Here is a 19,667-nt window from a genome sequence, read left to right as displayed (position 1 = left end):
GCTACGGACCTGACCCCACGCTCAGATGCGAAGAGCCCCTTTACCGAACCTAGTTCGACGCGCGCCACCGACAGTCAGCGCCTCGGCCATGCCTGCGCCGTCGCCGCGATCCGCCGAGCCGAGTCGAGTCGAGTCGACGAGCGTACGGACCTTGCGAACGGATCCGATCAGGACATTGCCGATGCGACCGGTTCCGTTCGCCCGGAGGATCACGCCGCAGTTAGCCCTGCGCCGCGGGGGCGAGCGTCACTCTCTTGGCGGCGGCTTGGCGGGCGTCTTCTTCGCAGGCCGACGCACGGGCGAGGACGACCCCAGGTTAGCGGCGCCACGCATGGATGGCGTCACGCCGAGAACGTCAGCAGCGAACTCCAACCAAACCTTCGCATGGGCTCCGTTGAGGTCATCGGTCCAGATCAGGGTGCCGTTAGCCCCGCCGCCGTCTTTGAAAGGCAGGACTTGATTGTCTGCGTACCACTCCTTCTTTAGTTCCCACTTCCGAGCGTATTCCGGCAGATCGAGCATGCCGGCGTGTTCCCAGTAGATCGTCCGGCCATCAGGAGCAGCGATGGTGAAGTCGGGGTGCACGGTTCGTCCATCGGTGCCGGTAAATGGTTCTTCGTACTGCCAACGTCCCGGGGCAAGCTGATCGAGGAGCCCGGCGATGATTACCTCGTTCTTGGAGGCCATCGGTACCCCGTTCGCAGACACGTGTAGCAACTTGCGGTCATACCGCCGTGCCTCGCCTCGGACGGTCAGCGCGATCGGCTGCGGCGGAGAAAACAGATCCGTGAGCCGTCGTGCGGTCTCAGATCGCCATGGCTGAGCGAGCTCACGCAAATCGGACAGGGTCCCTTCATGGAGGATGACGACCCTATCCTTGTGTCTCGTCAGAGCGGTGTACATGAGTTCGCGTGACACGTTTGCGCGAGCGGGCAAGATAAGGAACGTCGTGCCGAACTCGGAACCCTGGGACTTGTGAACCGTAACGGCCCAGGCGAGTTCGAGCAGCGAATCGTCGGAGTCAGATGGCCAGTACGAATACTGAAATCCCGGTTGGGAGGAGAACTCGACGTTCAGCTGCAGTGAGTTCTTGGACCGCTTTGTCGCGGGGGTGACGTATCCGATCGCCACCCCGATCTCGCCGTTCGCCACGTAATGGAGGGCGTCCTGTTTCGGCCAGGCACGGAGATGTCGGTTGATCGTCTGCATCACCTTGTCGCCGCGGACGATGAGCTCAGGACCGATTGGCTTCGGGATGTTTCCCTTGGGCGTGTTGCGCTGGGCCCAACGTGTGTCGTTGACACGAAAGGTTCGCTTGATGTGGCGGTTGAGCTCGCCCGTGCCGAAGGAGCGTGAACGAGTTGGCGACAGGATCTGCCAGGCCTCAGCGTGCTTGCCAGCACCGACCTGCCAGTTCAGGTAGCGACCACTGACGACTGCCCCGTAAGACGTTGCAAATGCCCGCACCTGATCTTCGGCTTTCTCGAGGTCGAGATGGCCGTCCAACTCGTCGGTGAGTGCTTCCACCGCTGATCGGCTTTCCCATGGCACGTACTTGACGGTGGGCAGGTCCGGATTGTCTGAGAGTTCTGCCCAGATTGACTCGTCGCCTGCGCCACGGGTGTTGTCGCCGTACCAGGCGGCAAGTTCAAGGTCATGCCGCGCGCCATGGCTCCCGTCAGGCAGCTGCCTACGGGGGACTTGGAGTTCCACGTAGCCGGGTGCCACCCGAATCCAGTCAACGAAGGACTCTGGTCTCAGTTTGTTGACGAGGTCGACGAACGGGCGCCCCGCCCCGATGGGCGGGAGTTGCCTGGGGTCGCCGACAAGGATGAGACGCTTTGCACCCGCGAGCGAGTCGAGGGTCGCAGCAAGCATCTCCTCGGTCAGCATGGAGGCCTCATCGACGACGACGAGGGAGTAGTTGCCACGGGGCTGTTGATCGCCCCAAACAACGTAGCGCCCGGTGTCCGGGTCGTACCGCTTGGTCGGAATGAGATGAGAGGCGAGGGTCTTGGCCGGGAGTCCGACTTTTGTCTCGAGTTGGACCTTGGCTTTTCCGGTCGGTGCGAGAAGGAGCACATTGCCGGCGGCCACGCCGGGGTATTCGACGAGAGCTCGCAAGAGGGTCGTCTTGCCGGTGCCGGCAGGGCCAATCAGCAGTGAAAGCGGGGAGTCGTGCAGTGACGAGAGGCCCGCGGACTTCTCGGCCCGCGCGCGTTCCTCCTGCTGGTCCACGCTCGCGATCACGACTGCCTGGTTACGATCCAGCGCACGGTCGAGAACATAGCGAGCATCCGTGACCTCGCCGAAGCGGCTCCGGGATTCCTGCGCCGCTATCCACTCGCGAATCGCCTGGGAGGTCTCCTCGAACCGGGTGAGCTTGTAGCCAGGAGTTCCGTCCGCCAGCGCACGACTCGTTAAGGGTGACCAGTCCTTCCAACCCGCGATCCCGTCGTGATCCAGGTCGAGACCGGTGAGGATGGTTCTGGAGAGGTTCGGTGGCTGCGCCAGGGGCATAGCGTTGGCGAGTTCGATTGCCTCGCCCTCCGGTACCACCGTGTCGCCGTCGGCTCCCTGGCGTTCTAGGACGTCGGTCAGGAGCGCCTCGATGCGACGACGATCGATGTGCCCGTCGAGCGTGACCGCATCCGGGATCGAGGGCTTCCAGGTCACGAAGGCGGGAGGGAAAAGTGCCCGGTCAATCGTCGTGAAGGGGATGTGGTCGACCATCCCGTAGGTGCAGATGCTGGCGTAATAGGGGTTGTCTAGGAGCTCCTCTGCCGCCAACTCGACCTCGGTCGACCCGTCGAGCAGGATCTGGACCTGCGCGGGGGTGACGTCGAACCCAGACAGCAGGCGCAACACCGCTTGCCTCGCGGGAGGCACCTTGCTATACACCCGTGCCTGCAGCGATCCAATGTGTGCACCGACCTCGCTGGGAGCGGACGTGGGGTCGGCAAAGCAAGTTAGCAGTAAGTCCCAGGGGTCCGTGTCTTCGGGACACTCGCCAAGGACCGCCCGAGCCGCGACGTACGGCTGTTGCACCCCGAGCACCTTAAGTACACCCGGAAGACCGGGAACCGGTCCGCGAAGTTGCCACAGTCGCTCGATCTCAGCACCGACCCAGTTCACACCCGCACCTGGCACATCGATCCCGAGTTCGCGCATGGCCTCGGCGGCAGACTCCAACGAGCTGAGCGCCTCGATCGCGGCGTCGTCGGAGAGGTGTTCGGTCACGTACGAGAACTCGGCCTTGCGCCCTTCAGGTGCCCACGCCAGCGCCCCGCCGACATCGACCCCCTCGTCGAGGAGAGGTATCAGTTCTTGGTATGGCAGCAAGAGGCCCTCGGTCATATCGGGGCGTAGGGAGTGTTCGACGATGGTCTCCCACATTGACGAGTTGAACGGCGGATTGCCCGACTGATTCCACATAGGCGGCGAAGTTACCCGTGAGACGCGGGCGGCTCCCACGATGAGTCGATCGGTTCGCTCCTCCTGAAGCGGAGAGTGCTTGAGATAGATGAACACCAGCGACTGCCCGGGTATTACCGCTTCGAAGAAAGCATCGAGAACGGCGCGCTGGTTTTCGCCGTTCATCACCCACGGAGGGTTATAGCGCAGTGCGGCGTCGGCGGCGTCCTCCGCGGACTGGTTGAAGCGCGGCACGCGATCGCGCCCGATCTCCTGGGCCAGGGAGTCGCGATTCAGCCATCGGAAAGGCACCGCCTCGAAGGCATAACCCGGAAGGGAAACTGGCGTGTCATGCAGGTGCCCCTTCAGCGCTGGGTTGTGGGAATAGGGATGGTGCTTCATCACCGTGTATCCCAGTGGGGACATGAATGTGGCGCGCTCGCTCAGGCACGGAAGGCGGTCGTGATCGAGGGTGTCGATCGCGATGTCAGCGCTTTCAACCTCATACTTGTCGTCGCGCTTCGTCCCGATGTTGGCAAGCAGCGTGCACGAGGAATTTCCGAGCGGATCGTGACACACGAACTGATCCCACGGGCGGTCACGCCACGGGACGCGCATGGATAAGTGCTGGATCCCAGTCATCTTCAGAAGCCCTCCGTTGTGTCAACGCCGCGACTCTCCCAGGCGCCGAATGTGCTGCCTTCCTCCGTCATCCAGGAGGTCCGACCGTTGCAGGAGCGTCCTTGGGCGATCGCGCCCGCCGTCGACGGGGAGCCGAAGACGATGTCCTTTGCTACCCGACCAACACCATTCTCGACGACGATTGAGCCGTCGGCGACGAGCTTTAGGTGCTGGGCTCGGTACGACTCGTACGCCCTAATCGTGCTCTCGGCTTTCCCCACGCCCTGCCAGTCGGCGACGACTGTAGATCCCGCCAGCATCGTGAACTCACCATCTAGCTGCTGGGCCGTAGCCGCGACGCCAAGCTTCCTGTTCGCGAGGTGGAAAATCGGCGACACCAGCTGCTCCTGACGTGCCTCCGGCACGGCGACCGTCTCCCTACCGCGGATTGCGTCAATTCCAAGGACCGGCAAGACAATCTGGAGCTGCTCAATGAAGTAGTCCATGTCGGAAGCATGGGCTTCTGGCAGCGCTTGCGGCGGTGGCGTCGTTCCGTTGTCGAGCACGACACGGCCGGCTTGGATCGCGAGTGAGATCAGGCGGGATTCCAGGTAGCGACCGTGGGCCTTCGTCAGGTTGGCGTCCTTAGAGGTGACCACCGCGGCCCTGCGCCAGAACTCCTTGTTTGCGTCGTGGTAACGGAGTCGTTCTTTGAAGTCGTCCGTTTCACCGATGTAACAGCGGGTGCCGCCCTGTTCATCGGGACCGAGCAGGAAGTAGACGCAGGTGCCTGACAACTCGGCTCGGCGAACGAGTGCGCTCATTTCCGCGCGAGGCGCACTCAGGACCTGCCCTGTCCAGTTCAGAATTTCGGCGGTCGTCAGGCCGCCCGGGGTGCCGTCGACGAGGAAGAGTTCGATGTGCCTGCCGCTCATGCATTCGATCCTCGCAGCCAAGGCCGATGAATCGGCGAGGTTCGCGAGGTTTGTGGACGAACTCTCCGAGAATCGCTCGGTGTCAACCTGCCGTGAGTCAGTGGGGCTATTTGCTGGGTTGTTTTTCGTTGCCCATGTCAATTCCTACAACGTGCCAGGAGTCAGTGTCCGCGGCCGGGTCTGAAAGCGTTCTGGGTGTTTGTCGTAGTAGCGCTGCATGGCCTGGTCGCGGGCGCTGCAAGTGCTTTTCTTGGTGCCGTCACCGACTTGGGTGGGTGAGAACAGGGCAATCCCGCAGCGCTTGTGTTCGTGGTAGTACCAAGCCACCTACTCGTGCATGAGCCCCGCCATTTGTAACTTGGGACGGTCGCACGTACTGTCGGTGACGCAATCGACGCGGGGTGGAGCAGCTCGGTAGCTCGCTGGGCTCATAACCCAGAGGTCGCAGGTTCAAATCCTGTCCCCGCTACCACGTACCAGGCCCGGTTCCCGAGAGGGAGCCGGGCCTGCGTGCTTTCCGCGACCCTGGCCCGATCGACCAACGGACAGAGGCAGGCGGTGGGATCAATAAGAGGCGACTGCGGCGCGCGTGCTATCCCGGAAAGCTGAAAATCGCCTCTGAGCAGGGGTGCCCTGAACGTTGCTTTCAGGGCGCCCCTGGTCAGAGGCCTGGCGCTATACCGGCGACGGCGGCACAGGCGGTAGACCGAATGGGCCTTCCGTCAGTCTGTGCAGCCGATATCCTGAGGCTATGACGAGCGCCGCCCCGACTCCCGAATCGCTCGCCTTGCGTGAGCTCATCGAGGCGCGTCGAGACGAGTTCCGAGCCCTCCTCGCCAAGTACGCTGCGACGAATCCGATGCTGTTCGGATCAGTCGCCCGCGGTACTGCGAATGGCGGAAGCGACGTGGACATCCTGGTCGATATGGACCCAGCCGACGGCAACCTCCTCATGCGAGCCTCCGGCTTGTTGGAGGAGGTTCGTACGCTCTTCGGTCGCGAGGACATCGACATCTTCCCCGAGCAGTTGCTCAAGCGACCTATCGCGGACGTAGCGCTGAGGCAGGCGTCGGCGTTGTGACGCTGCCCGCCCGGCGGGAATCTAGGACCTGAGGACGGCCAGGTGCTGCGTCGCCCGCGTCATCGCGACGTAGCGGTCGACTGCACCGGTGACGCCCGAGCCGAACGTCTCCGGGTCGACCAGAACAACCAAGTCGAACTCGAGGCCCTTGGCCTGCGCGGGGGTCAGCGAGCGGACGCGGTCGGATTCGTTGAAATCGGGCACGGTAGCGCCAGTCGCGCAGATGACGCCGACCATGCCCTCGGAGTGGGTGGCGAGCCAACCGTCGACCACGCGCTGGAGATCCCCGATGCGGCCGTACTGGACTGGGAGCCCGCTGCGGCGCACAGACTCGGGCACGTTGGCGTCGGGCCGCACTGACCGGATCACCGGGGCAGCGGCCTCCATGATCTCGGCGAGCGTGCGGTAGTTGATGCTCAGATGCACGGACGTGATGCGGGCAGGGGAGAGGCCGATGCGCTCGAGTCGCTCGGGCCAGGACTCGTCGAAGTCGCGGCGGGACTGCGCGCGATCGCCGACCACCGTGAGGCTGCCCGACGGGCAGCGGCGCAGGATCATCCGCCACTCCGCTTCGGTGAGCTCTTGCGCCTCGTCGACGATGATGTGCCCGAACTGACCCGCCAGGCGAGCATCGCCGATGGCTGGGTCTTCTTCGGCCGACGTATCGAGCAGGGCCTCCTGCAGGTCGGCGTGACGGAGCATGGGGGAGACGCCTTCGGGGTCGTCGTCGGCGGCAATGAGGTCGTCGATCACCCGCTGGCGCCTCGCGAGTTCTGCGGATCGCTCGACCCGGCGGCGCTGAGCCCTCCGCGCCCGGTCGGCGTCGCCCAGCCGGTGGTGGGCCGCATCCAGAAGCGGCAGGTCCGCGGTCGTCCATGAGTCGGCCGCGGGTCGCTGAAGGAGCTGTAGCTGGTCGGTGGCCAGACACGGTGCGCACAGGCGGAGGTACGCCGGGACGGTCCACAGGTCCCCGACGAGGTCGGTGGCGCCGATCATCGGCCATGCCCGGTACAGGGCGCGGTGCAGGTCCGGGTGTGCCGCGAGCTCAGCGCGGAGGACCTCCGCCGGCACGCCGCCGCCTGGCCTGTTATGGAGCGCCCGGTCGACGAGGATCTCGGTGAGTGTCTCGCGAATCTGAGGGTGGGCCTCGTTGTGTGGTGTGCCGTCCTCGACCGAGCCGAACGCCTCGGCCCAGTCGGCCGGCGTCAGGCGCAGGTCCACCCACTCGGTCTGCACGAGCATCGACTGCTCGGGCGGTTGCTCGTAGAAGCGCACCGCGGCCTCGACCGCCTCGACCATGCGCGGGTCTGACTTCAGCCGGGCGACCTCGGGATCGGGATCGTCGGGCAGACCGTCGGGCGGTGACGCGATCGTCTCGCCGAGCGCGGCGAGGCCGAGATCGGCGACGGTCGCCGTCTGCACACTGTGCTCACCGAGGGAGGGGAGCACGTCGGCCACGTAGTCCAGGTACGGCCGGTGCGGGCCGACGAGGAGCAGGTTGCCGCGCCGCAGGCCGGCACGCGACTGTTCGTGGAGGAGGTAGGCCGCCCGGTGTAGGGCCACCACCGTCTTTCCGGTCCCGGGTCCGCCGTCCACGATGACGGCGCCCCGGGACTCCGCGCGGATGATCGCGTCCTGATCGGCCTGGATCGTGGTGAGCACATCGCGCATTCGGCCGGTCCGCGCCTCGGACAAGCTCGAGACGAACGCCGAGAGGTCGTCGGGGCTGACGTGAGCGGAGACCTCGTCGTCGTCGCCGAAGACCTCGTCCCAGTAGTCCACGATGCGCCCGCCCGCCCACCGGTACCGCCGGCGATACGTCACGCCCTTCGGGTCGGCGAGCGTCGCGGCGAAGAACGGTTCGGCGGCCGGGGTGCGCCAGTCCACGAGGAGGGGAGTGCCGGCCGCATCGGTGAGGCCGATGCGGCCCACGTACACCGGCGCGGGCCCGGTCTGGTGGGCGTCGGGGTGGTGCGAGTCGGGGGCGGCGGGGTCTGAAGGGGCCACGGCGAAGTGGCCGATGCACACGTCCAGCCCGAACCGGCGCAGCGTGGCGAGCTCGGCGACGAGGTGGCGGATGTCGGTGTCGCGCTCGATGGTCTGCGCGCCCCGGCCTGCGGGGTCGCGGCGGCGGGCGTCCAGGCGGGCGGACAGCACCGCGACCTTCTGGTCGAGGGCGCGGGAAACGGCGGTGAGGTGGCGCTCGTCGTCGGCGATGTGCGCCGGGTCAGCCTTGTGGGCGACGTGGTCGGGGAGGGCGAAGGTGCCGGGTGTCTCGGGGGACATTGCGCCAGTGTGCGCCCCCACTGGGGTCTTGCCGCAAGGCCTCCTACCAGCTATAACTTGAGAAGGGGAGGCTATCAGAGGCCACGTTCGGGACTGGCGTGGGTGGATACTTCGGGGTCAACTCTGAGTTTGGCTGAATCCTGCCCGCAGGTCGTGAGCGATGTCGGAGACCTCGAGGTGGGAATCGCTTGCGCGGATCACCAGATCGTAGGCCGCGTCGTCGCCGGCCACCCATATCGCCCCGAGGTTTCGGAAGTAGATCAGTTCGACAGCGATCCACGCACATCGCTTGTTGCCGTCGACAAGCGAGTGATTGCGGCAGAATGAGTCCAGAATCGATGCGGCCTTGTCGTGGATGCTTGGATACTGTTCGGCCCCGAACAGGGTCGTTCGGGGCCGTTCGACCGAACTCTGCAGAAGCCCCATGTCACGCACCTCAGGATGCTCAGGGTAGATCGCCGCGTAGGTCCGGAAAATGTCGATGATCTCAGGCGTCCAGATCACTGACATTCCCGAGACGGTCCAGTAGCGGCTTGCTGTTTCTGGCGATATGGGCGATGGCGTCATCCATAGAGCGCAGGCCCTGCTCGTCAAGCCCGCGCTTGATCTGTTCGGTGACGAAGCCGCTGATCTGCCCGGAGGGGACGGCTTCTGCAAGTCGACGGTCCACATCGTCAGGGATACTGATGAGTCGCTTCGCCACAATTGCCTCCTTGGACGTATATACAGAGTATATACGTGGTGGAGTTGTGGGCAAGGCGCTCTTACGCGCCAGCCTCATGGGCGCCGTGTCGGAGGCCACTCCTAGACTGTCGGCACCGAGGAACCCGACCCGAGTACCGCAGACCCGAGGAGAACGCGTGGACTACGCCCAGATCGAGGCGCTGCGCGAGCGGCACCCCGCCTGGCGGATGCTGCGCGCCACCCACGCGCCGCTGCTGCTGTCGTTCCTCGGGCGCTACTTCGTGGACGAGGGGCGAGGCGCGAGCCCGGAGGGGCATCTCATCGACGCTCTGGACGATCAGCTCTACGCGCTCAACGCTCAGGACCCGGACAATCCACGGTTCCAACGTCCGCCGTCGGACTACCTGTCCGACTGGGCGGCGCCCGAGTCCGGGTTTCTGCGGCGCTTCTACCCGCTGGGCACAGACGAGATCCACTACGACGCCACCCCGGCGCTGGAGAAGGCCTACGCGTGGGTACAGAGCCTGGCCGAGCGGTCCTTCGTCGGAACCGAATCGCGGCTGCAGACCGCAGTCGAGTTACTGCGGCAGATCGCCCAGGGCACCGAGGCCGACCCGGCGGTGCGGTTGGACGAGCTGGAACGGCGCAAGCGGGAGATCGAGCGCGAGATCGAGCAGATCCACCAGGACCCGGAGGCCGGACTGCTCGACATGACGGCGGTGCGCGATCGCTACCAACAGTTCGCCTCCACCGCCCGCGAGCTGCTCGCAGACTTCCGCGAGGTCGAGGAGAACTTCCGCGCGCTCGACCGCTCGGCCCGCGAACGCATCGCCACCTGGGAGGGGAGCAAAGGCGAGCTGCTGGCCGAGCTCGTCAGCGGGCGCAGCCGCATCGACTCCTCCGACCAGGGACGCAGTTTCCAGGCGTTCTACGATCTGCTGCTGTCGGCGTCCAGCCAGGAGGAACTGTCGACACTTCTCGAGCGGCTCACCTCGATCGAGGAGCTGGGGGCGGATCGCCGCATCCGCACCGTGCACCACGGCTGGGCCGAGGCCGCCGAACGGACCCAGCTGACGGTGCGGCAGATCTCCGAACAACTCCGCCGGTTCACTGACGACCAGATCTGGCTGGAAAACCGTCGCGTCCTGGACCTGGTCCGCGAGATCGAGGGCACCGCACTACGACTGCGTGACGGCGCCTCACCCGGCTTCGGGCTGGAACTGGAGGAGACCAGCGTCGAGATCTCCCTGCCCACCGAACGGCCCCTGCACAGTGTGCGGCCCGCCGCCGAGGTGGACAGCCTTCTGCCGCCGGCGCAGCAGGAGGACGTGGACACCTCCGTGCTCACCGACCAGGTGATCGTCGATCCCGCCAGGCTCGCCGCCCGCCTGCGTTCCCTCATCCCGGCGCGCGGCACCGCACTGCTCGAGGACATCATCGACATGTACCCGGTCGAGCACGGCGCCGCGGAACTCGTCGGCTACCTGGCGTTGGATCACGACGAGCTCGAGGTGACCACCGACGAGCGTGAGGAGACGGTGATCGAGTACGACGAGGCCGGACGAACGATGCGGGCGCGCATGCCGCGGGTGGAGGTGAAGCGCCGGTGACACCGGAGGAACGCGCGATCGCGACCAGCGCCATCCGACTCATGCAGGGAGTCGTCTACCAGGAATCCGACGCGTGGGGCGACCTCCTGCGTCACAGGGGCGCCGTGCGCGACCACTTCGCCGTGGTGGGACTTGACGTCGTTATTGACGACGACGAGGGATACGCCTACCTCCGCACCGCAGAGACCCCCGACGGCGAAGAGGCGCTCCCACGCGTGATCAGACGCCGGGCGCTGACCTACTCCGACAGTCTCCTGTTGGTGCTGCTGCGCAAGAGGCTCGTGGAGTTCGAGTCGGCGGGCGATCAGGGACAGTTGGTGCTCACCCACGAGGAGATCGTGGACATGGTCCAGCTCTTCCTGGCCCGCAGCACCGACGAGGCCCGCACGCTAAAGCAGGTCGACACCTCCATCAACCGGCTGGTCACCATGGGTTTCCTCCGCCAACTCCGGGGACGCAAGGACACCTGGGAGGTCCGCAGGATCCTCAAGGCCTACGTGGACGCCGAGACCCTGTCCGATTTCTCGGCCAAGCTCGCCGAGTACGCCGACGCGGGAGCGGGAAATGCGGAGGCAGGCGATGAGTGACGGCCTGTTCTCCGCTGTCGAATTGGAGGCGAGCGGACGCCCCGGCTTCCGGCTGGCCCGGCTCGAGGTACTCAACTGGGGGACCTTCGACTCCCGGGTCTGGCAGTTGGATCCAGGCGGCGAGACCCTGCTGCTGACCGGCGACATCGGCAGCGGCAAATCGACGCTGGTCGACGCGGTGAGCACCCTCATGCTCCCGTCGCATCGGATCGACTACAACAAGGCCGCCGGCGCCGCGCGCAAGGAGCGCACCCTCCGGTCGTACGTCGAGGGCCATCACAAAACCGAGCGCAACGAGGCCACCGGCAGTGTCCGCCCGGTGGCGCTGCGGGACCGGCGTTCGTACTCGGTGATCCTCGGCGTCTTCGTCAACGAGGGATACAGCGACGAGGTGACCCTCGCCCAGGTGTTCCAGCAGCAGGACACCACGGGCCAGCCGTGGCGTCGCTTTGTCACCGCCGACAGGGCCCTGTCGATCGAGGCCGACTTCACCGACTTCGGGTCGGACCTGAATGTCCTGCTCAAGCGGTTGCGCTCGGGCGGGGCGACGGTGGAGAAGGACTTCCCGACCTACGGGCGCACCATGCGCCGCCTGTTGGGGATCCGCTCCGAGCAGGCGATGGAACTGTTCCACCAGACCATCTCCATGAAGGCCGTCGGCGACCTCAACGACTTCGTCCGCACCCACATGCTCGAGCCGGCCGATGCGTCCGAGCGCATCGAGGGAATCATCCGGCACTTCGAGGACCTCACCCGCGCCTACGACGCCGTCCAGCGGGCCCGGGCACAGCTCGAGGCGCTGGAACCGCTGGTCCGGTCGATAAACAAGTACGACGCCGCCCTCGAACGCCGGGGGAGTCTCCACGAGGAACGCGTGGCGATCCGGCCGTACTTCGCCGAGCTACGGATAGAGCTGCGGCAGGCCGAGATCGACCGGATCGGCGTGGACGTCGAGGCCGCGACCGCCCGACTGGAGCAGATGCGGGCAGAGGCTGCGGACCTTGTCGCCGAGCGGGATCAGCTCGTCACCGCCCGCGCGGAGGCGGGCGGCAACCGCGTGGGCGAGCTGGAACGCGAGGCCCGACAGGCGGGGGAGCAGGCCGACGAGCGGCTCCGCCGACGCGAGCGATTCGACGATGCCGTGGCAGGTGCCGGGCTGGAACCTGTCGGCGACGCCACCGGGTTCGCCGACCTCGCCGCTCACCTCGCACGCCGGCGTTCGGAGCTCGAGGCCGAGGCCGCCGAGCTCAAGAACCGATACGACGCGCTGGTGCTGGACCACGGGGAGCAGAAGAAGCAGCTGCGCGAGGTGCAGGAGGAGCTGGACAGTCTCGCCGGCCGTCGGAGCAACCTGCCGGCCGAGCAATTGCAGCTCCGCGCCGACCTGTGCGCGGAGCTCGGTGTGGACCAGGCGGACCTGCCGTTCGCGGGCGAGCTGCTCGACGTAGCCGAGGAGTACACGGAGTGGCGCGGCGCTGCCGAGCGCGTGCTGCGCGGATTCGCCGTCTCCCTGCTGGTGCCTCAGCGGCACTACGCCGATGTCGCCCGGTGGGTCAACGATCGTCGTCTGACCGCCCGGCGCTCCGACGGGCGCACGGTGGGTGTCCGCCTGCAGTACGAGCGGGTCCCGGACAGACACGTCTCGCTGCAGCGCCCGCAGATCGAGGGGCTGTTGCTGGCGGACACCATCGAGATCGCCGACACGCCCCTACGCGGGTACCTGTACAAGGAGTTGTTCGCCCGCGCGGACCACCGCTGCGCGGACACCCTGGAGGAGTTCCGGGCCGCAGAGCGCGCGGTGACCCGCGAGGGGCAGGTCCGGTCCCGCGACCGGCACGTCAAGGACGACCGGCAGTCGGCGACCGACCCGCGGGGCTGGGTGCTGGGCTGGCGCAACGAGCAGAAGGTCGCCGCTTTGCAGGAGCGTCGCGCGCAGCTCGACTCCGCGGTAGCCGAGCTGGGCACCCGACTCGAGGCCGCGTCCCGCGACCAGAAAGAGGCGGGTGCACGGCACACCGCGCTCGCGCGCCTGGCCGACTACCCGTCGTGGCGGGATCTGGACTGGGAGGAGGCCCGGGCCCGCGCCGAGGCCGCCGACGCAGAACGACGCCGCCTGGTCGAGGGCAGCAGCGAGCTCGCCGAGATCGATCGACGGCTCGCGGACGTCGACGAGCGGGTCCGCGTCCTGGGGGTCGACGAACGAGCGCTGGCAGACAAACACAGTCGGTGGCAGAGCCGCATCGAGCACGAGACCGAACAGATGCAGAACGACCAGCGCGGTCTCGACGAGCTGGACGAGGCGATCCGTGAGGCGGCCCGGGCCGTATACCCGCGCCTGCGCGACCGGCAGGGCCGCGCCGGGTCGGTCAAGGCGATGGCGACGAGCGCGGACGAGGCCCACCGGCAGGAGCGGGCGTTGTCCGACGCGATCGACTCCGAGACCGACCGCACCCAGCGTGAGCTCAACGGCTATACCACCAGCATCCAGCAGGCCATGGCCGAGATCCGGCGGCGGTGGCCCGAGCAGACCACCGAGATGGACGCCTCGGTTGACGCACGCGACGAGTACGTGCGGTTCCACGACCGTGTGGCCGGCGACGACCTGCCACGGTTCGTGGACGAGTTCGAGGACCAGCTGCGCAAGAACACCATCCGCGAGCTCGCCGGCTTCCACAACTGGCTCCTGCGCCAGGCCGACGAGATCGGCCAGAAGGTCGAGAAGATCAACGAGGCGCTCGGAGCGATCGACTTCAATCCCGGGAGGTACATCCGGCTGGACCGCGAGAACACGGTCAACCAGGACGTCCGGCAGTTCCGCGCGGACCTGCGGGCCGTCACCGACGACGCGCTCGGCGGTGGAGACGACCAGTACTCCGAACGGCGCTACCAGGACGTGCGCGCGATCCTCGAGCGCCTCCGCGGTCGCGAGGGGCACAGCGAGACTGACCGGACCTGGCGGTCCCGCGTGACCGACGTGCGCAACTGGTACACCTTCTCCGCCTCCGAGCGGGGCCGCGAGACCGACGAGGAGTGGGAGCACTACCGCGACTCGGACGGCAAATCGGGTGGACAGAAGGAGAAGCTCGCCTACACGATCCTGGCCGCCTCGCTCGCGTACCAGTTCGGGCTGGAGTGGGGCGCGGACAAGGCCCGCGACTTCCGGTTCGCGGTGATCGACGAGGCGTTCGGCCGCGGCTCGGATGCCTCCACCCGCTACGCCCTCGAGCTGTTCGCCAAACTCGGTATCCAGTTGCTCATCGTGACGCCGCTGCAGAAGGTGCACGTGATCGCGCCGTACGTCCGGTCCATCGGCTACGTGGACAATGTCGAGGGGCGGTACTCGCGGCTGGTCATGATGTCCACCGAGGAGTACCACCGCCAGAGCAGCGGTAACTGATGGCCGCTGCGACGCGCAGGTGGGCCACACCGGAGACCGTCCGCGACAAGGTGCGGCGCCGCTGGGACGACGGCACCCTGCTCCGGACGTTGGCCGAGGACCAACCAGTGGCGCCCATCGAGGTCCCACTCGCTGGACCCCGGGCCTCCGAGATCGGAGACCGACTCGGCGAGATCCAGGACTGGATCGGGGCGCTCGAGGCAGGCAGCCGCGGCGGTGCGCGCTACGAACTGCGGTACAAGACGATCGGCGGCCGGGCGGTCGGGCGCAACCAGATCCCGACGCATGCCGTGGTGTCCCGGCTGGCGCAGGCCTGGGACCTGCTGGGCGTCCGCGCGCAGGTAGTTGCTTTCGAGCAGATGATGCTTTCGGCCCCAGACCAGCGCGTACGTGAGTGGGTGCTCGCGAGGCCGGTCCCCGCGCTCGGCCACCACGCGGAGTGGTCCCAGCTCCTGACGGCCTACCGGTGGCTCGATGCCGCGCGGGGGAGCGGGAAGTACCTGCGGCAGATCGACGCCCCGGGCGTGGACACCAAGTTCGTGGAGGCCCGCAGGTCGGTGCTCGCCGACCTGCTAGGAGTATCGCGTCAGGCCGGGCCGTTCCTGACCGACCTCGGGCTGCGCACCAAACCGGAGCACGTGCGGATCCGCCTCGCCGCGTCCATCGCCCCGATCCCTGTCTCGGAGCTGAGCGTGCGGGTGGGCGAGCTCGACGACCTCGACGTGCGATTCACTACAGCCGTCGTGGTGGAGAATGAGATCACCTACCTCACGCTTCCCGTGCCCGCCGACGGGGTGGTGATCTGGGGCAAGGGCTTCGACGTGGCGCGTCTCGGGCGGTGGGCGGCACTGCAGGAGGCGGAGGTGCACTACTGGGGCGACCTCGACACGCACGGTTTCGCGATCCTGCACCGGCTGCGGACCCACCTCCCGCACACCAGGTCCTTCCTGATGGACTCGGAGACCCTGCACGCCCATCGCGACCGGTGGGGACGGGAAAGCTCCCCGACCAACGCCACACTCGATCTGCTGACCGCCGGTGAGGCCGCCGTCTACGACGACCTCGTCTCCGATCGCTTCGGCGAGCAGGTCCGCCTGGAACAGGAGCGAGTCAACTGGGCCTGGACGCTGGATCGGCTGCCCTACGACTGGTCCTGAGCGTAGGGCGCCTCCACCGCGTCACACCCCGGGCGCGCGGGCCTCGACGACCCAGGTTCCGGCACCCAGACGGACCTCGCCGTCGGTGACATGTTCACCCAGCGCAGAGGCGGCCGCGGCGACAGCGGAGTCGCGGGCATCGGGGTTGGCGGCCATCGCCATCATGGCCTGGGGGTTCTGTTCCAGCGCCTGCCGGGCGAGTTGTTCGAGGCGGTCGGCGGGGCCGAGGGTGACCTCGTCGGGGCCGGGGTTCACCTCGACAGACTCGAAGCCGGCGGTCTCCAGGACACTGCGCACGCGGTCCGGGTCGGCGAACGAGAACGGTCCCGGCGCGCGCGGCGGAGGCACGGGGGCACCGCCGAGCCGGGCCAACGCGGCGCCGGTGGGGACCGTGATGAACGGGTTCGCGGCGGGCGCGGCAAAGCAGACGAACGCGAGCCGGCCGCCCGGTTCGAGGGCCGCCCGGACGGCGGAGAACGCCACCTCGGGGCGGTCGAAGAACATCACGCCCATCCGCGAGAACGCGGCGTCGAACAGGCCGGGCAACGGCTCGCTCTCCACGTCGAGGGCGAGGAACTCGACGTTCTCCGCGCCCGTCTCGTCCACCAGGCGAGCCTGCGCGCACTCGACCATCGGTCGGGACACGTGCACGCCGACCGCCGACCCGTCCGGGCGCACCCGGCGTCCGATCTCCAACGTCGTGGTCCCGGTCCCGCACCCGATGTCCAGCACCCGCTGCGGTGGGCCGAGGTCCAGGCGGTCGAGGGCCGCGCGACCGAGCGGCTCGAGAATCGTGTCGTACGCGAGCGCATTGCGCACCCACGACTGCCCGACGGGACCACTCCAGAGGTCGGCCTGCGATGCACTCATGATGAGCTTCAATGCCTCGACTCCCATCGTAGAACCGAGGCAGGGAGACCGGAACCCTGAAGGCAGCGGCGCCACACTCACAGGGCTCGCGACTCTCCACAGGGCGCCGTGCCGGGGACCATGACGCAGGCGAGGACGCCGCCGACGGGTGTGACGCTGTCGGCCATGCACATCGCCACACCACTGACCGGCACCCGCTACGACACGGTGCTCCGCCAAGCCCTCGCCCTCGTTCGCGCCGGGGACTACCGCGCTCGCCGAATCACTCTGACGGGAGCGCCCGGGGTCTTCGCCGACAGGACCGCGATCGTCACTCCCCATCGCGACACCTCCGGCGCGTTCGATGCCGACGATTTCGCGGCCCAGCTCTACGCGCTTGCCCACGGCATCCCCTCCGACACGGCGACCTACACCGACGGCTACTTCGTCAGCGGGGGACGGATGTACTCGGCCCGGGCCGAGGCGTATGAGATCGACTGGCCGTGACCGTTCGGCGGCGGAGCTGAGACACTGGGTCCGGCCCGGTTCGCGGGTAGCTTGCTCTCGCGCGTCATTCGTCCCCACGGTCGAGTGCGCGCCCGTTCGAAGGACTCCCGTGTCTTCTCCTGCCGCCCCCGGGTCGCCTGTGACCACTGTCAGCTGGCGAGAGAAGGGCGAGGGCCGCACGGCCCGGTGGCACTCGGAGAACGGCGCGCCGCCGCCGCGGGACATCGTGGTGATCCACGACGACATCGCCGCGGACAAGGCGCTTCGGATGATCCGGCGGGGCACCGGCCTGCTGTGGCGGGGCGACTTCCACAACGCCCGCCAGCTCATGCGCGCCCTCGACCGGCGTCTGCAGAAGCGGGCGTCCCGGGCTCCACAGAGCTCCGACCCCGGCGAGGTCTTCCTCGCCAACCGGAAGGCACGCGCGCAGCGGGCGGAGACGCTGGGAAGGGTCCTCATCCCACTGGAGCAGGACTACTCGGTTCGGCTGCGCCGGGCGCCCGACGTGCGCGACGGCTGCACCCATGCCTACGGTCCGCCGACCGACTCGGGCAACGACTCCACCGGTCGGGAGACGCTGGTCTCGCTGCCCGAGCTCCTCGGCGTCATCAGTGCCTACGAATGGCACCTGAGCGGCATCGAGGTGGCCGCGTTGGGGGCCCGGATCCATCCCGCCTACGGCGTGTTCGCCCCCACCCGAGACGAGTACATCGACCTGGTCGCCGACGCCCCCTGGCCGCAGGGCGTCGAGGATCCGATCGTGTGGGACATCGGCACCGGAACCGGCGTGCTCGCGGCCGTCCTGGCCCGGCGCGGGGCCCGGCAGGTCGTGGCGTCCGACATCAACCCGCGCGCGGTGCAGTGCGCGCGGGACAACATCAGCCGGCTGGGGTGGGCCGACCGAGTGGACGTGGTGGAGGCCGACCTGTGGCCTTATGACGACGACGACGAGGTGGGCGACTCCGGGCGGGCCGACGTGGTGGTGTGCAACCCGCCGTGGATTCCCGGTCATCCGACGTCGGCACTGGAGCAGGGGATCTACGACCCGGGCTCGGACGTGCTGGGCCGCTTCCTGGACGGGCTCGCGCAGCACCTCACGCCGCAGGGCGAAGGGTGGCTGATCCTGTCCGACCTCGCCGAGCATCTCGGCCTACGCACTCGCGACGAGCTGCTGACCCGCATCGCCGACGCCGGGCTGACGGTGATCGGCACCCGCGAGACGACGCCTCGCCACCCGCGCGCGGCCGACGGTGCCGATCCGCTCCACGCTGCTCGGTCGCGCGAGCGGACCATCCTGTGGCGACTGGCCGCGCGGGCCTCGTGAGGATTGCGGTACACGGCCGCTGAGGGCGCCCGCCTGTCCCGCCAGTCGCGACTGGCCGACCAGACCGGTTTCCAGAGCAGCCCAGCTACCGGGGCAGACTGACATCACCGGCGGATCGGCGTCATCTCCCACCACGTCGCACAGCGCCACAGCCACTCGGCGGGACCGAAGCGGAACCGGGCCAGCCACGCGCGGCTCGCCACGATCTCAGCCACGATGATCCCGACCACCAGCGCGACGATGGCAGGCCAGTCGTCCAGCCCGTCGATCGCTAGAATCGGGGAGAGCACGAGGATGAACGCCGTCGCCAGCAGGTAGTTGGTCAGCGCCATCCGGCCCATCGGGGCCAACGCCCATCGGAGCACGCTGCCCGCCGGTGTCCGCAAGGCGAGCACCACCAGACAGACGTAGAACAGGCCGGTCACCACCCCCGCGAGCTGGGACGGCAGGGACGTCGCTCCGAAGGACAAGCGCGGGAGGTGGATTCCGACGGCAACCGAGGCCCAGTACGCGATCGTCACCGCGCCGAGCATCGCGGCGGCGAGCACCCATCGGCGAGTCTGGCGGCCGAGCGCGTCGGCGACCCCGAGACCTGCCAGCGCATAACCCACCACGAGCAGCCCGGGCATCACTCCGTATCCGGCGACCGTCTGCGCTCCGAGCAGCAACAGGACCAGACCCACGGCGAGCGCCCACCGCGGCCGGAGGAACGAGGCGGGCAGGAGGATGACAAGCCCGAAGACGGCGTACGGCAGCAACGCCTCGCCGGGGTGGGCCACCTGGTGGAGGACGCCGAACCCCGCCAGGACGGCCAGGCGGCGGGCGAGGACGACTCGAGGGCGATCGGCACGACTTCCGGCGGAGGCCAGGAAGATCGCGAACCCCACGCCGAACAGCAGCGTGAAAATCGGTAGGAAGCGTTCGTAGAAGCCGTATCGGACGATCGCCGGCATCACGGTCACCCCGAGGCCGGGCTGGTCGCCGAACAGCTCGGAGAACACGACCTGCTGGTAGACGTTGACCACGTGGATGCCGCAGAGCGCGAACCCGCGGATGACGTCCAGTTCCTCGATCCGCCGACGCCCTGTCGTCGTGGTGTCGGAGGTCAGCCTTTCGTTTGTGTCGCCTGCCACGAGGCGGACCGTAACACCGTCGGCGGGCCGGGAGAAGGGATGAAAACCGCCCGCCGGTTTCCCGGTCGGCCGCAGTGTCGTG

At 67.7% G+C, this 19,667-nt stretch carries 14 protein-coding genes and 1 tRNA gene; 8 read left to right on the top strand and 7 right to left on the bottom strand.

Annotated elements, in window-relative coordinates:
* Nucleotides 1-246: 246 nt before the first annotated feature.
* Both G6023_RS06900 and G6023_RS06895 read right to left on the bottom strand, forming a co-directional pair.
* Entirely contained in the window at nucleotides 247-4,056 is a 3,810-nt protein-coding gene (locus tag G6023_RS06900) for an AAA family ATPase (RefSeq protein WP_182634655.1), read from the bottom strand.
* Between the two features lie 2 nt (nucleotides 4,057-4,058).
* Entirely contained in the window at nucleotides 4,059-4,970 is a 912-nt protein-coding gene (locus G6023_RS06895; protein ID WP_182634653.1) for a GIY-YIG nuclease family protein, read from the bottom strand.
* A 395-nt stretch (nucleotides 4,971-5,365) separates the two neighbouring features.
* Here G6023_RS06895 and G6023_RS06890 point away from each other — a divergent pair.
* Nucleotides 5,366-5,442 (top strand) — tRNA-Met (locus G6023_RS06890).
* Nucleotides 5,443-5,721: 279 nt separating this feature from the next.
* Complete coding sequence (locus tag G6023_RS06885; RefSeq protein WP_182634651.1) at nucleotides 5,722-6,051, top strand: nucleotidyltransferase family protein; 330 nt, start codon at nucleotides 5,722-5,724, stop codon at nucleotides 6,049-6,051.
* Between the two features lie 21 nt (nucleotides 6,052-6,072).
* Here G6023_RS06885 and helR read toward each other — a convergent pair whose 3' ends face one another.
* The 3 genes from helR to G6023_RS06870 all read right to left on the bottom strand — a co-directional run bounded on the left by helR (nucleotide 6,073) and on the right by G6023_RS06870 (nucleotide 9,040).
* Entirely contained in the window at nucleotides 6,073-8,337 is a 2,265-nt protein-coding gene (gene helR, locus G6023_RS06880; RefSeq protein ID WP_182634649.1) for an RNA polymerase recycling motor ATPase HelR, read from the bottom strand.
* A gap of 117 nt (nucleotides 8,338-8,454) precedes the next feature.
* Nucleotides 8,455-8,847, bottom strand: a complete 393-nt coding sequence (locus G6023_RS06875) for a type II toxin-antitoxin system death-on-curing family toxin (RefSeq protein WP_182634648.1) — start codon at nucleotides 8,845-8,847, stop codon at nucleotides 8,455-8,457.
* The gene (locus G6023_RS06870; RefSeq protein WP_067712880.1) at nucleotides 8,825-9,040 is read right to left on the bottom strand and encodes a hypothetical protein; all 216 of its coding nucleotides are present in this window, start codon (nucleotides 9,038-9,040) and stop codon (nucleotides 8,825-8,827) included. Before G6023_RS06870 ends, G6023_RS06875 begins: the two co-directional genes overlap by 23 nt.
* Nucleotides 9,041-9,197: 157 nt before the next feature.
* Here G6023_RS06870 and G6023_RS06865 point away from each other — a divergent pair, with 157 nt between their 5' ends.
* Genes G6023_RS06865 through G6023_RS06850 form a run of 4 tightly spaced genes read left to right on the top strand, consistent with a single transcriptional unit; the run spans nucleotide 9,198 to nucleotide 15,772 of the window.
* A complete protein-coding gene (locus G6023_RS06865; RefSeq protein WP_182634646.1) occupies nucleotides 9,198-10,631 on the top strand; it encodes a DUF3375 domain-containing protein in 1,434 nt (477 codons plus the stop codon).
* The gene (locus tag G6023_RS06860) at nucleotides 10,628-11,218 is read left to right on the top strand and encodes a DUF4194 domain-containing protein (RefSeq protein ID WP_347570738.1); all 591 of its coding nucleotides are present in this window, start codon (nucleotides 10,628-10,630) and stop codon (nucleotides 11,216-11,218) included. Before G6023_RS06865 ends, G6023_RS06860 begins: the two co-directional genes overlap by 4 nt.
* Nucleotides 11,211-14,615 carry an ATP-binding protein gene (locus tag G6023_RS06855; protein WP_182634644.1) on the top strand — a complete coding sequence of 1,135 codons (3,405 nt, stop codon included), beginning with the start codon at nucleotides 11,211-11,213 and terminating at the stop codon, nucleotides 14,613-14,615. Before G6023_RS06860 ends, G6023_RS06855 begins: the two co-directional genes overlap by 8 nt.
* A complete protein-coding gene (locus tag G6023_RS06850) occupies nucleotides 14,615-15,772 on the top strand; it encodes a Wadjet anti-phage system protein JetD domain-containing protein (RefSeq protein ID WP_132063371.1) in 1,158 nt (385 codons plus the stop codon). The genes G6023_RS06855 and G6023_RS06850 overlap by 1 nt, the downstream gene beginning before the upstream one ends.
* 21 nt (nucleotides 15,773-15,793) lie before the next feature.
* On the opposite strand, the gene G6023_RS06845 is transcribed toward G6023_RS06850, so the two are convergent.
* Nucleotides 15,794-16,642 (bottom strand): class I SAM-dependent methyltransferase, encoded by an 849-nt coding sequence (locus tag G6023_RS06845; protein WP_182634642.1) that lies wholly within the window; start codon nucleotides 16,640-16,642, stop codon nucleotides 15,794-15,796.
* Between the two features lie 120 nt (nucleotides 16,643-16,762).
* Between G6023_RS06845 and G6023_RS06840 the strand changes: the two genes are divergently transcribed.
* On the top strand, nucleotides 16,763-17,128 hold the full coding sequence (locus tag G6023_RS06840) for a hypothetical protein (protein WP_206680983.1): 366 nt from the start codon (nucleotides 16,763-16,765) through the stop codon (nucleotides 17,126-17,128).
* A 139-nt stretch (nucleotides 17,129-17,267) separates the two neighbouring features.
* Nucleotides 17,268-18,452: a methyltransferase gene (locus G6023_RS06835; RefSeq protein WP_347570737.1), complete on the top strand. Its 1,185-nt coding sequence runs from the start codon at nucleotides 17,268-17,270 to the stop codon at nucleotides 18,450-18,452.
* A 104-nt stretch (nucleotides 18,453-18,556) separates the two neighbouring features.
* Here the strand turns inward: G6023_RS06835 and G6023_RS16280 are convergent, their stop codons facing one another.
* Complete coding sequence (locus G6023_RS16280; protein ID WP_182634638.1) at nucleotides 18,557-19,585, bottom strand: DUF418 domain-containing protein; 1,029 nt, start codon at nucleotides 19,583-19,585, stop codon at nucleotides 18,557-18,559.
* Between the last annotated feature and the right edge of the window lie 82 nt (nucleotides 19,586-19,667).

Origin of the sequence: Dietzia sp. DQ11-71 (assembly GCF_014144995.1) — a bacterium.
GTDB classification, from domain to species: domain Bacteria; phylum Actinomycetota; class Actinomycetes; order Mycobacteriales; family Mycobacteriaceae; genus Dietzia; species Dietzia kunjamensis.
Note: the sequence above shows the minus strand (reverse complement) of the source record. Positions and strands in the feature narration are given on the sequence as shown.